Genomic DNA, 14,111 nt, shown 5'->3' on the forward strand with positions numbered 1-14,111 from the left:
GCAACGGGAAAGAGGTGTCGCGGTTGTCCGCCAAGACCCGACGGCGTGCCACGAAGGCCAAGCGGAGCGCGCCGGCGCCGACCGCCACCCCGGCCGTGCCGCTGACGCCGCGGCCGCCGCTGACGCCGCTGCCGCCCGCGCCGCGGCCGATGCGCTGGAGCCTGCAGCGGTGGGCGCGTCGCCTCTTCGGCCAGCCGGTCCGCACGTTCCTGGTGGTCTTTGTCTGGCTCGGCTCGATGCTGACCTACATCGGGCTCGTGGCGCCCTACGTCGCCTACGGCTCGGCGTTGCTGATGGGCGTGGGGCTGGCCGTGTTCTCGGGCATCGCCTCGCATCTCTGGCCGACCCGCACCGCGCCCTGGCGCACCGTGGCCTGGGCCGCGGTCGGCTCCGCGTTCGCCGGCGCACAGTTGCTGCTGCTGGACGCCGGACGGCTCGCACTCACCGGCGCGATGCTCGTCGGCGTCGCGATCGTGCTGCTGCGCATCGGCAGCAACGGTCGCCGGCTGATCGGGCTGTTGCGCACCTGGTGGTCCCTGCGATGAGCCGCCGGAACTCGCTGGGGGCGTGGTGACCGGACCCGGAACAGGAACGGGCGTCCTGTGGGGACTGCGGAACAACTGGCGCCCGATCGTGCTGTACTTCCTGGCGCCGGTCCTGCTGCTGCCCACCGTGACGGTGGCCGGCGTCATGCTGTTCATGGCGGTCGGCGCCGACCGGACGAGCAACACCCCCGACAGCGCCGCCGTCCCGGCGCAGACGCGTGCCGCCGCGATGCTGGAGCTCTTCGCGTGCCTGCGCGGCGGCCCGGACGGCTGCGGGGAGTTCGACATCACCGTCACGTTCCTCGACCGGATCAGCGACGGCAGGTTCACCTACACGCCGTTGACCGCCATCGATCCCGGCGAGGCCGTCACCGATGAGCAGCGCCGGGTCAGGATCGGCGGCCTCACCACCGCCCAGGCGCGCGCGGTCGGCACCGCCGTCGCCCGGGTCGCCCCGGTGCCGGACCCGGCCGGGATGACCGTGATGCAGGCCGGCGACCAGCTCGAGGCCGTGACGTTCGTCGAGCAGAACCTGCGCGGCACCGTGACCTTCGCGCGCAATGCCGGCACCTACCGGCTGCTCAGCATCACGTATCGACCCGGGAGCGAGGCGGGCCGGTGAAGAAGACAGGGATCGCGCTGGCGATCGCCGCCGCACCGCTGATCATGGTGCTGGTGTGCGTCGGCACGGCTGTGGTCATGGTGATGGCGACCATCGCAGGGGCGGTGGCCAGTCTCACCGGCGCTTCCTCGGTCCTGCTGCAGGAGACGTCGGGCGGCGACTGCGCCATCTGGGGCCTTCCGTCCGAGTCCGGCGGCACGACCCAGGCCGGCACGACGTACGCCGATCTCAACGAGGCCCAGCGCCGCAACTCCACCGTCATCATCGGCGTCGCCAAGGGCCTCGACATTCCCGAGCAGGGCTGGGTCATCGCGCTGATGACCGCCATGCAGGAGACCGGCCTGCTCAACCTGGCGTCCAGGGCCAACCCGGACTCGCTGAACTACCCCCACGACGGCGTCGCCGCCGGCAACTACGACAGCGTCGGGCTCTTCCAGCAGCGCGACGGCTGGGGCCCCATGGCGGATCGGATGGACCCGGTCCACTCGGCGACCATGTTCTTCACCGGCGGCAAGGCCGGGCAGCGGGGTCTGCTCGACATCAACGGCTGGCAGGCGATGATGCCCGGAGAAGCGGCGCAGGCGGTGCAGGTGTCGGCATACGCCGACCGGTACGCACAGTGGGAAGCCATGGCCCGCGACATCGTGGCCAATCTCGGCGGCGCGGCCGGGCCGATCAGCGGCGACGGCGGCTTGCTGTGCGGCAACGGGCTCGGCCTCACCTGCCCGGCCACCAGCTTCTCGGCGGAGAGCGGGCTGACCCCCGACGCGCTGCGCGTCATCCGCTGCATACACCAGAACTTCCCGACGATCACCACGTTCTACGGCGTGGGTGAACGGGAGGGCGTGTCCGACCACCCGAGCGGCCGCGCGGTCGACGCGATGATCCCGCAGTGGCAGAACGACGACGGCAAGACCCTCGGCTGGTCCGTCGCCAACTGGGTGCGCGCCAACGCGGCAGGGTTGGGCGTGACCTACGTGATCTGGGATGCCAAGATCTGGTCGGTCAGGCGCAACGCCGAGGGCTGGCGTGCCTACACAGCCGGTGGCAGCGACCCGACCAGCCAGCACCTCGACCACGTCCACGTCAGCGTGGAGGGCAACGCGGCGGCGGGTGGCGGCGAGGGCTGGGCGGCGCCGCTGCGGCCCGGCTACCACGTCACCACCCGGTTCGGTGAGTACGACAACGCACACACCGACCATGCGCACACCGGCATCGACCTGGCCATCAGCAGTGGCACGCCGATCTTCGCGGCCGCGGAGGGCGTGGTCATCTTCGCCGGCTGGGGCGGTGGCTACGGCAACCTGGTCGAGATACGGCACCTCGACGGCACCGTCACGTATTACGGGCACCAGAGCAACTACATCGTCGCGAAAGGTACCCACGTCACCTCCGGCCAGCAGATCGGCAACGTCGGCTCGACCGGCAACTCCACCGGCCCGCATCTGCACTTCGAGGTCCGCCCGAACGGCGGAGCGCCGATCAACCCCGAGCCGTTCATGGCCCAGCGCGGCGTGAAGCTCTAGGAGTCCACCGTGGACAGTGACCGCATCGCCGCTCGACTCGGCTCGCCCCGGTTGCGTGCCGCGCTCACCGGCCTTGCCGTGTTCGTCGCGCTCGCGCTCGTCGGCGTCTTCGTCTACGTCGAGTTCATCGCCGTGGACAAGCCGCCGAAGCGCACGTCCGCAGCCAGCCCGGCGCCGCCGCTCAACGTCGGCCGGCCGGCCCCGACGGCGGGCGCGGCACGCCCCACCACCGCCGACGGCACCGGGTCGCCGGCCGCGAGCCCGGTGCCGACGAACACCACCTACACCGGCTCGGACCTCGGCGGGGAATCCACGCCGCCGGGATCGCGCGAGACGGCGGAGGGCTTCGGCAGAGCGTTCACCAACGCGCAGGGCGGCCAGCGGGCCTGGTTCAACCGGCTCGCGGCGTTTCTGAGTGCGGACGCGGCCGAACGGTACAAGAACGTGCCGATCGGGAATGTCCCGTCCGGCGTCCTCCTCCGCGTCGACCTGCACGAGACGGCCGCCGTGGTCGTGGAGGCCCGGCTCACCTACGACAGCGGGCTCGTCGTCGACGTCACGATGGCGCACAACGCCGTCAAGTGGGAGGTCGTGAGCGTCACCGACCGGGTGAGTCCCGGCGCCAGCCCCGAGGCAACCTGAGTGAACTGGAGCACGGAGATGAGACGCAACACCGCACACCTGGTCGCCGGGGGAGCCGTTGTGGTGGTTCTGTCGGGGCTGCTCGTCGCCGGCTGCACCACCGCTCCGGCGGACGATCAGCCGACGTCCTCCCCCCACGTCGCGGTGTCCGGCCTGCCGTCCACCTTCGTCACCGCCGCCGACTGGTCCGTCGCGGTCCGATCCGGTTCGGCCGTCGCGGCCGCGGACCCCGGGATCCTGGTGCTGCGATCGGCCGGCTCCCAAGCCTATGTGGTGAGCGTGCTCAATCCCGCCAACGGCGTGCCGCGTTGGGTGTCGGTGCCGATCCCGGTTACCACGATCGCGCCGCAGGCCGGATTCACCTCCGACGACGGGCACCCGTGGGTCGTGGTCGAGTCGACCACCGATGCCACGACCATGCTGTGGGTCTTCGACGCCTACGCGACCGGCCGCGACGTGCAGCCCGTCCAGGGTCACAAGTTCGAGGGCGCAAACGGGAAGCCGCCGGTGGTCACCGTCACCGACCGGGGGGTCCTGGTGACCGCCGTCAAGGAGGGCGGATCCCTGGTGTACCGCCCGGCCTCCGGCGTCGCCCAGGTGTTCGCCACCCCCGGGCAGGTGCCGATCCGGTCGTACGGCACCAATGTGCTCGTGACCCTCGCCGGTGGATTCGGGCTCATCGCCGAGAAGATCGGGTGGCTGTCGAAGGACCGCAGGCCGCCGGGGGTTGCGGCAAACGCGACCGCAACCGCCATGGCGGTCGACGGTGCTTTCGTCGTCGCGGTGTGGACCGGCAACGACAAGCGGACCACGCTCGCGCTGCACGAACTGCTCACCGGCACGGTCCGGGCGACGAGCCAACTCGCCGCAACCGACCGGGCGGGCCGGGAACCCCAGCCGTTCCTGGTGGCCCGCGACGGCGCGTGGGCCGTCTACGGGTCCCGCGCATTCAACCTGAGCAACGGGGCCGAAACGGTGCTGCAGGGCGGGCCGTACGCCTTCACCCAGATCCAGGACGCCGTTGCCTACGGTGTCGAGCCGGCCGCCGCCGCGCCATCGACGGCGCCGTCACCGTCGCCATCCGCGTCGGCCTCACGCGTGCCGTCGGCGGCGTCATCACCGTCGGTGTCCACACCGGCCACGAAGCCGGCCACCAAGCCGGTGGTCCTCGACCTGCTGACCGGTGCGGTGCTGGACACCCGGACGCCGGTCACGGTGCCGGGTGACTTCGACGGGCTCGGCCACGGGCTGTTCGTGATGCACGCCCCGGGCAGCGGCGACGACACGCTCTACGCTGTCCCGCTCAAGCGGTGGCGTCCGTAAGGGGTCCATTGCGTTCAGCGTTGCCCTGGTCAGGCAGGCGCCCGGGCCGGCCGGGTCCGGGCGCCGTTCGCCGCCCCACTCATGCAATCTGGTCGGCCGTATTGCAGATCGGCAGGGAAACGGACAGCGATGTCCCGCGATTCACCGGACTCGCGATCCGCAGATGTCCGCCGAGTGCCTCGACCCGGTCGGTGAGGCCCACGAGTCCCGATCCCTGGGCGGGGTCGGCGCCCCCGACACCGTTGTCGCGGATCGACAGCATGAGCGTCTCACCCTCGGTTTCGCGGTCGTCGGCGATGTTGACGTCGACCTCGATCGCCGAAGCGTGGGCGTGCTTGGCCGCATTGGTGAGCGCTTCGGACACGATGTAATAGACGGCCACCTCGACGCAGCCGGGCAGGCGCCCGGTGCAGCCGGAGTCGATCGTGACCGGGATCGGGCAACGGCGGGCAAGCGTCTTGAGCGCGGAGCCGAGGCCACCCTGGGAGAGGATCGCCGGATGGATGCCCCGTGAGATCTCCCGCAGGTCGTCGAAGGCGGTGACCAGGCCGTCGGTCGTGTGTGAAAGTCGCGCCCTGAGCTCGTCGAGCTCCGCCGGCACCAGCGCTTCCGCGGCACGAAGTTCGAGTCCGAGCGACATGAGGCGCTGCTGGATCCCGTCGTGCAGGTCACGCTCGATGCGGCGACGAGCCGCGTCAGCGGCGACGACGATCCGGGCGCGTGACGCGTTGAGCTCCGCCCGGCTCTCGGTGTTGGCGACGGCGGTGCCCACGAGCTCGGTGAACTGCGCCAGCCGGTCCTCGGCACCGAGCGGGGGTGGCTCGCGCCGGGCCCACAGGACAACAAGCGCGCCCCACACGCGGCCCTCGAACACGATCGGCGCCGCGACGGCCGATCGGAAGCCCTCGCGTTGCGCCAACTCGGGAAGGGCACCTCGACGATCGGCGAAGCTGTCCACGCGGGCGGGGCGGGAGGTGCGCAGCACCAGCTCCGCGACGCCGCCCTCGACGGGCACACGTCGACCCAGGCCGGCCGGGCGCGGCGGATGCGGCATCCCAGGCGCCGCGAAGGTGCTGTGCTCGGCGGTGATGGTGATGGTCTGATCGGCCTCATAGCGCACCAGATTCGTGGCATCCGCCTCGAACAGCCGGGCCGTTTCCGTGGCTACGGCAGCGACCACCTGCTCCGCGGGGACACCGCGCGCGACGAGCACCGCCACCCGCCGCAGGATTGCCATCTCTGTCGCGATCTTGCACAGCTCGTCCCGGCTTGCCCGCAGTTCCCCGCGGCTCGCCCGCAGTTCCTCCCGGCTCGCCCGCAGTTCCTCCCGGCTCGCCCGCAGTTTCTCGCGGCTCGCCCGCGGGGAACCGCCGGTGGCCTCGCGGTGACACCCGGCTGACTCGGCCGCCCGGGATCGGCCCAACTCCGCCACCAAAGCGGTCAGCACCGCCACGACGAGGAATGTCAGGACGATCGTGGCCAGGGTTCCCGGCGAAGCAAAGGCTCCGGGCGGGGATACCAGCAGGGTTTCCAGCGCGGCGAACATCGCGCCGACCACTGTCCCCACCGCAATCGACGACGGCCGCGGCCGCACCAGCCAATCCGGCAGGCGTGCCTGCACCATCGACTCCTTCTCCGCACCGCGACGCGCACACATGGCTGCTGGCCTGGTTTCGCGGACCGGTGCCGCCAGGCTGCGCCCGACATATACCGGCAACTCACATTATATCTGGTGTTTCGGGCCCTCTCGTCGGCGACGGTGTCGAGCCGCCCGGGGGAGTCCGGACTGCGGGACGGTGTCTTGGTAGCTCGGCCGGGACCGGGCCCGGATGCGGCACGCGCACCCGGGTTTCCGGCAGTGTGCGGTCGGCACCGGCGAGGTCGGCGTGACCGTTTCCGGATCTGTGACCGGGCGCCGATTCTGGCCGTTTTCCCGAGGGTTCTGCGGATTGGTGCCATGGTGCACTGTTGCCCGTGATCGAACCCGAGGTGCCGGCAACCCCCGAGCTGCCGGCAACGGCCGGCGACCCGGACGACGACCCTGCCGGTGGCCTGGACGGTGACGTGAGCACCGGCGCTGGGGTCCCGCCGTCCCGTCAGGTGTTGTTCGTGGTCGGTGGTGGGATGATCCTTGTGCTGGTCGCCGCGCTGGGTGCGGCCGCACTGCTCTCGACCGGTGACACGTCGCGGCCGCACGCGACGTCGGCGGCGGCCGATCCGATCGTGCTGAGCCCGTCGGTGGACCCGGGCAGCGAACCGGCGAGCGGGCCGGCCAGTGAACCCGCCGGCGGGCCGCCGGTCGGATCGGCGTCCCCGCAGCCTGGCCCGACCCCCACCAGGGCCGGCCCCACCCGCACGCCGACCGTGCAGAAGACGACGGCCGCGCCGCCACCCGTCGGATCGCAGGTCACGTCGGCGCGGATCACGGTGAGCCCGGACAGCAAGCAGGGCATCTGCGACCCGGGCAATGACCTCGTCTACGTGCACGTCACGATCACCGTGTCGCAGCCTGGGGTGCGGTTGCGGTTCAGCGTCAACGGCGGCGGGGAGCACGGCGGCATCGCGCAGTCAAAGACGTACACCGAAAGCTGGCCGATCAGTGTCCCGCACACTGCCGGCGATCACCGCATCGGGCTCAAGGTGACCGCCCCCAGCAGCGCCACCGACACCGCGATCTACAGGTTCACCTGCATCGGGCACTGACGCCCGCCCGTCGTGCGCCGCGCGCCGGCCGTCGGGTGCTACGGCGGGGGTGCGGTCAGGCCGCTGCGGGTTTGTCACGTGATCGGTCACCGCAACGCCATAACGACTGAACCTGTGGGATTTGTGCCGCGAGGTACGCTCGCGTCAATCGTTTGCCGTCGACGGTGGGGTTATGGCGCAGACTTTGATCGTGTCCCGGGAGCGGGCCGGGGCATATCCGACGATTCAGGACGCTTTGGAGATCGCGACCGACGGTGCGGTGATCTCGGTCGAGGCGGGCACCTATGCCGAGGTGGTCCGGCTGCGGCGGCGCAAGGTGAGCATCGTCGCGGCGGGGAAGGCCGGTTCGGTCACGCTTGACGCGACAGGGCTCGGCAGCTCGGCCGTGGCGTGCGAGTCGGCCGAGGTCACACTGCGCGGGCTGATCCTCACCGCCGACGACTATCCGGCGGTCAGCGTCACCGGTGGCCGGCTCGCGATCGAGGCGTGCGAGGTCGGTGCCGTGTTCGCGGCAGGGCTCAGCATCACCGACGGCGCGCACGTCGAGGCGACCGATGTGAAGGTGACGCAGGGGCAGTACGGGATGGTCATCGAAGACTCCGACGGCGTCATCGACAAGTGCGAGGTGCGCAACATCGCCGACGACGGGGTGATCGTGCGCCTCGGGGCAAGCCCCGTCATCCGCAACAGCACGATCGAGGGCTGTGGATTCCGCGGCATCTACGTGTACCACGCCGCAAAGCCGACGATCGAGCGCTGCGACATCTCGGCCACCGGCGACGCCGGCGTCTCCGTCGCGCACCAGAGCGCACCGACGATCACGGAGACGTGGATCCACGACACGCACGGTGTCGGCATCATGTTCGGCCGTGGCTGCGGCGGGCTCGTGGAGAGCTGCCGCGTCGAGTCGACGGCCACGCCGGGCATCCACGTCGACGAGGGCGCCAGCCCGACGATCCGCGAGGCCGACGAACGGCACCGGCCGCGGGTCGGCGTGCAGGCGATCGAGGGTGCGACGAAGCAGGACACGGACAAGGTCGACAAGCTCCTTGCCGAGCTCGACTCGATGATCGGCCTGGCCGGGGTCAAGGGCGAGGTCCGCTCGCTGATCGACGAGATTCAGGTCAACGAGTGGCGCCGCAATGCCGGCCTCGCCGTCGGCGCGGTCAGCCACCACCTCATCTTCACCGGGGCGCCCGGCACCGGCAAGACGACCGTCGCCCGGCTCTACGGGCAGCTGCTGAAGGCCCTCGGGGTCCTGCCCATCGGCAAGTTCAAGGAAGTTTCACGGCGTGACCTCGTCGGGCAGTACATCGGCCACACCGCGGAAAAGGCCACGACCGTCTTCGAGGAGGCGCTCGGCGGGGTCCTGTTCATCGACGAGGCCTACACCCTGGCCCGCTCCGGTGGCGCCAGCGCCGACTTCGGGCAGGAGGCGATCGACACGCTGGTGAAGCTGATGGAGGACCAGCGCGACCAGGTCGCCGTCATCGTCGCCGGCTACACCGCCGAGATGGCCGACTTCCTGGACGCCAACTCGGGTCTGGCGTCGCGGTTCGCCAAGACGCTCGAGTTCGAGAACTACTCGCCGCAGGAGCTCGTGCTGATCGCGGGGCGGATCGCCCGCAACGACGACTACGTCTTCGCCCCCGGGCTCGAGGACGCGTTGTACGAGTGGTTCGACCAGATGGACCGCGGGCAGAACTTCGGCAACGCGCGTGAGGCCCGCAAGCTGCTCGAAGGGATGCGCAAGGCGCAGTCCGGGCGGCTGCGCAGCCTCGGCCGGGTCCCGAGTCGCGAGGACCTCCGGATGCTCGTCCTGGAGGACCTGCTGGCCGCCGCACGCTGAGGCGACCAGCAGGCGAAACCCTCCATGCAGAGCAGGCAACGGATCAGGCGCCGCCACCCAGGACGGTCGGCGCCTCCGGGCGGTAGGCCCTCGTGTCCTGCTGCTTCGCGACCACGCCTCCACCGGGCGTCTCGACGCTGAACGCGACGTCGTCGGTCACGATCCGGTTGGCGGACTCGTCGGCCTCGGACCCCGTGCCGGACCCGTCGCGGCGGGCCTTGCGGGCCGTCAGCTCCGGCGACACCGTCGGGCCGGCCTTGATCCGCGACTGCCCGCCCGAGCGGGCGCCGGTCGCAGCGGCCCGCCCGCGGAGCTTGACCTCCTCGAGCCTCGACACTGCGGCACCCGTCGGCGGCAGCTCCGGAGCGTCGAGGATCGGCGCGGCCGCGTCCGAGCGGGCGGCCTCCACCCCGACCCAGTCGGAGTTCGGGACCGGCTGACCCGGTTGGCCGTTGCCAGTCGCGGTTTTGCGCGTGGTGCGCGACCCGGGCTGCCCCGGCGGCAACATCGGGCTCTGCGACGGGGCTTTGAGCACCGGCGGGGCGGCCCCGGCAGGGCGCAGCGGCGACGTGGTGCCCGGCGCCTGCCGGGACTGCGGGTGCAGCTCCGACTGGCTGCCGGGCTTGCTGCGCGCACCGCGCTGCTTGTTGTTGAGGACCGGCGGGACGGTGCCGGACTGCTGCCGCGCGAACGGTTCCTCGACCCCGCCCGGCCGCGTGACGCCGCTGAGCTTCTCCTGCTGCTTGCCCGTGCCGGCCGGGTTGGCGCGCGGGGTCTGCCGCTGGGCGCGGTTGGACATCGGCGGTGCCGGCGGGGCCGAACCCGGGGAGCGCAGCGCGCCGGGCGTCATGTCGCCGGTCGGGGAGACCATGCCCTTCGCCTGGATGAGGCCGGGGTTGAGACCCTTCGGGGCGAGCTTGGCGAACGGCGACGTGACGTTGGGGTTGAGGGTCGTCGGCTTCGCCAGGGGCTGCCCGGGCGGGCGGACACCGGGCGGCAGCACCGGCGGCACGATCGTCGGGTTGGGCAGCCCGCCCGGCGGCACCACGTTCGGCGGGTTGGTGACGTTGAGCACCGGCTGCAGCGGGTTGGTCGAGACCGGATTCGGGATGACCGGCGCGTTCTTCTGCAGGTCGAGCAGGCTCTGGTTGAGCCCCGGCGGCGGACCGCCGGGCATGCCGCCGGGCGGCCCTCCGAGGTTGATCGGGTTGGGCTGGCCGATCGGCGTCATCAGTGCGTTCATCGGGAAGAACGGCGCGCCGTGGCCGTTGCCGATCGTCGAGTAGGTCTGGAAGATCTGCTGCGCGGTGCGGTGCGCGAGCCCCTGCGCCTCGCGGGCGAACTCCTTCTTCTTCTCGTTGACCTGCTCGATCGCGTCACGCTTGTTGGCGTTGTCGTAGTCGGTCTGGTCGCCGCCGGGGATCAGGTTGTAGTGCCAGAACCAGTTGCCGAACGTGCCGTCGGTCTCCGACGCCTTGTCGATGGCCGTCTTGTATCGGCTCCACATCCCCTCCATCTCCGTGCGCGCGGCACGGACGATGGTGACCTGTGCGCGCAGCGCGGCGACGTTGTCGAGCGCCGAGTCCATCCATGACTGCAGGTAGGCCAGCATCTTGCCCGGCCCCTCGGTCATGAACTTGTCGCGGGCGTCGCCGTCCTTCCAGTCCTTCTCATACAGGTCGTTGCTGGTCTGCAGGACCTGCTGCTGGATGCCGAAGAGCAGCTGCCACGCCCGGTTCCACTGGTCGGCCAGTGCGGAGATGTCCTCCGGGTGCTGGTTCATGATCTGCCGGCGGATGTCTTCGATCCACGGGCCGTTCTCGCCGTCGTTGGGCGGGTTGGTGAACTCGACGCCGAATTGATCGGGCACGTTGTACCACATGCCGGATCCGGAGGGGCCGGGGTGCGGCATCTCCGCGCGCATGTATCGCCAGTCTTCAGTCACGGGGCATCACTGCGGCCTGAGCTGGTTGATCTTGTCCTGGGCGGGTTGCTCGCCGGCGCCGACGACACCGTCGGTCTGCTCGCCGATCTGCAGGACCTTGGGGTCCTTGCCCTCCTGCGTCTTGGTGATGGTCTGGCTGCCGTCGGCGTTGGTGACCACGCTGTTGCCGGTCGTGTTGTTGCCGTCCTTGTCCTTGTTCTGCGTGCTCGTGCCCGAGACCTCGCCGTCGGTGTAGGTCGTCGTCTGTGTCTGCGAACCGGTCAGCTTGCCGTCGTTGCCGTAATAGGTGGTCTGCTGCTGCACCGTGTTGCCCGACGTGGCAAACGTCGTGGTATCCGCCCGGCTCGTGCGCGTGTAGCCCGCGCGCTCCTCGTCCGTCTGCCCCTTCGGGTTCGGCGGATAGGTCACGATCGTCGTGGTCACCGTGTTGCCGGTATACGGGTCGACCCTGGTGATGATCTCGCGGCGCACGCCGTCGGTGCTGACGGCGACCTTGTGCTGACCCTGCGCGTCGGTGAAGGTGCCCTGGTCGGTCCAGCGGACCACCACGCCCGAGGCGGCACCGTTGCCGGAGCTCATGTTCTCGCTGTAGGCGTCCTGCCAGGTCTTGACCTGCTTGAGCCATTCCTCGGGATAGCCGGCCGGTCGCTTGGCCCTGCTGTCGCCATAGGCGAAGTTGACCGCGTTGATGTCGGCGGCGGACCAGCCGTCGGTGCCGGCATAGGCGTTGGCGATGGTCTGCGCGGCCGAGCCGGTGTTCATCAGCCCCTGCGCCAGGAACGACAGATACTGCTGCAACTCGTTGTAGTTGGCCAGCATCAGATGCGCGGTGTAGGCACCCTCGGGCAGCGAGCCGGGCGCCCACGCGTTGATCGGCATGGTGCCGAGCAGGTTGAGCTCCGGGACCTTGCCGCGGAGGTTCTCCATGATGATCTTCATGTTGCCGGCGAAGTCCGCCATGCCGTCGATATCGGCGTCGATGTTCTTGTGGCCGGCATCGAGCCACGCCGGATTCGTGTTGGCGGTGGTCTGAGACTGGTACGGGTTGTAGGGCACGTCGTCGTGCGGCTCAGCCAAGATCTCTCCCCCGTCGATCCGTGCCTCTGGTCCATCGCCCGAGGCGCTCCGGCATCCTCGTCCAGATCGAGCGTAACCGGACAGCGCCACAATGGATAACCCTGTCTGACTGGACCGACCTTGAACTGGGGCGCTACCGTCTGGTACGCCGCATTATGGTGGGTTGTATCGATCCATCGCTCAGCGAGCTTCCCTCCCGGGGAGCCACAGCAGAAAACGGGGTGAGACGAACTTGACGGACACACCAGGTGTGGGCACGGTCCACGCGACCCAGGACCAGCTCAACACGATGGCCAACAAGTGCATGGAGACCCGCGAGAGCATCGCGACCGGCATGGCGCAGCTGCTGGACCGGATCAACGGCCTCAGCGGGGCAGGCATGTCCGGTGCCGCGAACAACGCGCTGCAGGGCTCCTCGGCCCAGCTCAACCAGGGCCTGACGAAGATGTTGAACGCCCTCGACGACCTCGCCGGGAAGATCAGCAGCGCCTCCTCGACGTTCGGTGTCAACGACGACGACGCGGCGAACGACATCCGGGCCGCGGCTGCCGCCACCGGCGACTCCACGGTCATCTCCGCCCTGCGTGGCTGACCCTTCCGCGACGAGACCTTCGAGAGGCAGGAACATCCATGGGAGCGGGATACGGCGCTGACGGCGCCATCACCTACAACTTCGGCCAGATCGCGGACGTGGCAACCGCCATCGGCACCTACACGGGTGCGGTCGAGGGGTCCCTCGAGGACCTCTACACGCAGTTCACCCAGCTCTTCGCCGCCGACTGGCACGGTGCCGCCGGCCAGGCGGTCGACTCCGCCCGCACCGAGTGGAACTCGGGCATCGGCGACATCAAGGCCGCCCTGTCGCAGGTCGGTGTGAAGCTGGGCGCGTCGGCCGAGCGGATGCAGGCGGTCGACAAGCAGATCGCCGCGGGCATCTGACCGGTCCGTCGGACGGGTCACGAAGGATGTGACGAAGAACGCCGGGGTTCCGGGGCGGGGCTGCGCCGGAGCCTCGGCGGGTGCACACTTGGACACCCGAGGCACAGTGATCGCGGCTTGACGGGGAGGTGCCGTGGATCGTCCCAACTGGGGCGCGATCGAAGGGATGCTCGCCGACCTCAAGCGGGTCACCAAGGAGCTGCCCGAAATCCAGCGCAAGGCCCTGGAGGTCACGGGCACCGCGTGGTCGGACGACCGCACGGTCAAGGCCGTGGTCGGCCCGCGCGGGCACCTCATCGAGCTCGAGATCGACCCTCGGGTCTACCGCAAGCCGAACTCCAAGGAACTGGCCGCGTCGATCGTGGCCACCGTCCGCAAGGCCATCGAGGAGTCGGCGCGGCAGGCGCAGGAGATCTACGACGAGGCACTGCCGTCGGACATGCGCGCGGCCCGGGCCGGCGGCATGGACATCAACAAGCTGATCCAGAGCCACGATGCCGACATCCGGCGACAGGGGGACGACGATGGGTGACTACGTCATTCTCGGCAGCACCGCCGCCGACCTGCTCAACTCGGCACAGAAGATCAAGGACCTGGGCGGCAGGCTCACCAGCACCATGTCGAGTGCGGTCGCCCGGATCGACCCGCTGGACCAGACGGCGACCTTCGGTGGCGACGACTTCGCCAAGAGCTTCCTGCATGGCGAGGGCGGCGAAGGCGGTTATCACCAGATGGTCCCGTCCGGCGTCGGTGACGAGAAGACGACGGCCAACCAGGCCGTGAAGACCAACGCCCGCAAGCTCGGCGAGGGCATGACCAATCTCGGCCAGCACGCGCTGGACGCCATGTGGGCCTACACGGCGACCGACGACGACGGCGCCACCGACATCGACAACGCCGCCCGCACCTGAGTGACCTGGGCACCGGCTTGACGACACAC

14 protein-coding genes are annotated in these 14,111 nt (G+C 70.1%); 11 read left to right on the plus strand and 3 right to left on the minus strand.

The genetic code is table 11. The features are described from left to right. Positions 1 to 23: 23 nt before the first annotated feature. From ACFPIJ_RS58700 to ACFPIJ_RS58720, 5 genes are read left to right on the plus strand one after another with little or no spacing between them, the layout of a single operon-like run. Complete coding sequence (locus ACFPIJ_RS58700) at positions 24 to 545, plus strand: hypothetical protein (RefSeq protein ID WP_380128264.1); 522 nt, start codon at positions 24 to 26, stop codon at positions 543 to 545. A gap of 22 nt (positions 546 to 567) precedes the next feature. Beyond that, positions 568 to 1,167: a hypothetical protein gene (locus tag ACFPIJ_RS58705; RefSeq protein WP_380128265.1), complete on the plus strand. Its 600-nt coding sequence runs from the start codon at positions 568 to 570 to the stop codon at positions 1,165 to 1,167. Beyond that, positions 1,164 to 2,693, plus strand: a complete 1,530-nt coding sequence (locus tag ACFPIJ_RS58710) for a M23 family metallopeptidase (RefSeq protein WP_380128266.1) — start codon at positions 1,164 to 1,166, stop codon at positions 2,691 to 2,693. Before ACFPIJ_RS58705 ends, ACFPIJ_RS58710 begins: the two co-directional genes overlap by 4 nt. 9 nt (positions 2,694 to 2,702) lie before the next feature. Then, positions 2,703 to 3,335, plus strand: a complete 633-nt coding sequence (locus ACFPIJ_RS58715; RefSeq protein ID WP_380128267.1) for a hypothetical protein — start codon at positions 2,703 to 2,705, stop codon at positions 3,333 to 3,335. Positions 3,336 to 3,353: 18 nt separating this feature from the next. After that, positions 3,354 to 4,658 (plus strand): hypothetical protein, encoded by a 1,305-nt coding sequence (locus ACFPIJ_RS58720; RefSeq protein WP_380128268.1) that lies wholly within the window; start codon positions 3,354 to 3,356, stop codon positions 4,656 to 4,658. 79 nt (positions 4,659 to 4,737) lie between these two features. Here ACFPIJ_RS58720 and ACFPIJ_RS58725 read toward each other — a convergent pair whose 3' ends face one another. Next, on the minus strand, positions 4,738 to 6,282 hold the full coding sequence (locus tag ACFPIJ_RS58725; protein ID WP_380128269.1) for a GAF domain-containing sensor histidine kinase: 1,545 nt from the start codon (positions 6,280 to 6,282) through the stop codon (positions 4,738 to 4,740). 350 nt (positions 6,283 to 6,632) lie between these two features. Here ACFPIJ_RS58725 and ACFPIJ_RS58730 point away from each other — a divergent pair, with 350 nt between their 5' ends. Further along, positions 6,633 to 7,361 carry a hypothetical protein gene (locus ACFPIJ_RS58730; protein ID WP_380128270.1) on the plus strand — a complete coding sequence of 243 codons (729 nt, stop codon included), beginning with the start codon at positions 6,633 to 6,635 and terminating at the stop codon, positions 7,359 to 7,361. A 172-nt stretch (positions 7,362 to 7,533) separates the two neighbouring features. After that, a complete protein-coding gene (locus tag ACFPIJ_RS58735) occupies positions 7,534 to 9,210 on the plus strand; it encodes a right-handed parallel beta-helix repeat-containing protein (protein ID WP_380128271.1) in 1,677 nt (558 codons plus the stop codon). Between the two features lie 43 nt (positions 9,211 to 9,253). Here the strand turns inward: ACFPIJ_RS58735 and ACFPIJ_RS58740 are convergent, their stop codons facing one another. Both ACFPIJ_RS58740 and ACFPIJ_RS58745 read right to left on the minus strand, forming a co-directional pair. Beyond that, complete coding sequence (locus ACFPIJ_RS58740) at positions 9,254 to 11,155, minus strand: hypothetical protein (protein WP_380128272.1); 1,902 nt, start codon at positions 11,153 to 11,155, stop codon at positions 9,254 to 9,256. Positions 11,156 to 11,161: 6 nt separating this feature from the next. Beyond that, positions 11,162 to 12,322 carry a hypothetical protein gene (locus ACFPIJ_RS58745; protein WP_380128273.1) on the minus strand — a complete coding sequence of 387 codons (1,161 nt, stop codon included), beginning with the start codon at positions 12,320 to 12,322 and terminating at the stop codon, positions 11,162 to 11,164. 142 nt (positions 12,323 to 12,464) lie between these two features. Here ACFPIJ_RS58745 and ACFPIJ_RS58750 point away from each other — a divergent pair, with 142 nt between their 5' ends. From ACFPIJ_RS58750 to ACFPIJ_RS58765, 4 genes are all read left to right on the plus strand, one after another. Next, positions 12,465 to 12,824, plus strand: coding sequence for a WXG100 family type VII secretion target (locus tag ACFPIJ_RS58750; protein ID WP_380128274.1), 360 nt, complete (start codon positions 12,465 to 12,467; stop codon positions 12,822 to 12,824). Positions 12,825 to 12,862: 38 nt separating this feature from the next. After that, entirely contained in the window at positions 12,863 to 13,171 is a 309-nt protein-coding gene (locus ACFPIJ_RS58755) for a WXG100 family type VII secretion target (RefSeq protein ID WP_354788920.1), read from the plus strand. 166 nt (positions 13,172 to 13,337) lie between these two features. After that, positions 13,338 to 13,703 (plus strand): YbaB/EbfC family nucleoid-associated protein, encoded by a 366-nt coding sequence (locus ACFPIJ_RS58760; RefSeq protein WP_380128275.1) that lies wholly within the window; start codon positions 13,338 to 13,340, stop codon positions 13,701 to 13,703. Continuing rightward, positions 13,696 to 14,082, plus strand: a complete 387-nt coding sequence (locus tag ACFPIJ_RS58765; RefSeq protein WP_380128276.1) for a hypothetical protein — start codon at positions 13,696 to 13,698, stop codon at positions 14,080 to 14,082. Before ACFPIJ_RS58760 ends, ACFPIJ_RS58765 begins: the two co-directional genes overlap by 8 nt. The last annotated feature ends 29 nt before the right edge of the window (positions 14,083 to 14,111 follow it).

It is taken from the genome of Dactylosporangium cerinum, from assembly GCF_042653625.1.
GTDB lineage: Bacteria > Actinomycetota > Actinomycetes > Mycobacteriales > Micromonosporaceae > Dactylosporangium > Dactylosporangium cerinum.

What these genes read in the sequence shown, in the direction of transcription:
- ACFPIJ_RS58720 (WP_380128268.1), top strand. Translation starts at nt 3,354, where the DNA reads ATGAGACGCAACACCGCACACCTGGTCGCCGGGGGAGCCGTTGTGGTG.
- ACFPIJ_RS58725 (WP_380128269.1), bottom strand. Translation starts at nt 6,282, where the DNA reads ATGGTGCAGGCACGCCTGCCGGATTGGCTGGTGCGGCCGCGGCCGTCG.
- ACFPIJ_RS58735 (WP_380128271.1), top strand. Translation starts at nt 7,534, where the DNA reads ATGGCGCAGACTTTGATCGTGTCCCGGGAGCGGGCCGGGGCATATCCG.
- ACFPIJ_RS58755 (WP_354788920.1), top strand. Translation starts at nt 12,863, where the DNA reads ATGGGAGCGGGATACGGCGCTGACGGCGCCATCACCTACAACTTCGGC.
- ACFPIJ_RS58760 (WP_380128275.1), top strand. Translation starts at nt 13,338, where the DNA reads ATGCTCGCCGACCTCAAGCGGGTCACCAAGGAGCTGCCCGAAATCCAG.
- ACFPIJ_RS58765 (WP_380128276.1), top strand. Translation starts at nt 13,696, where the DNA reads ATGGGTGACTACGTCATTCTCGGCAGCACCGCCGCCGACCTGCTCAAC.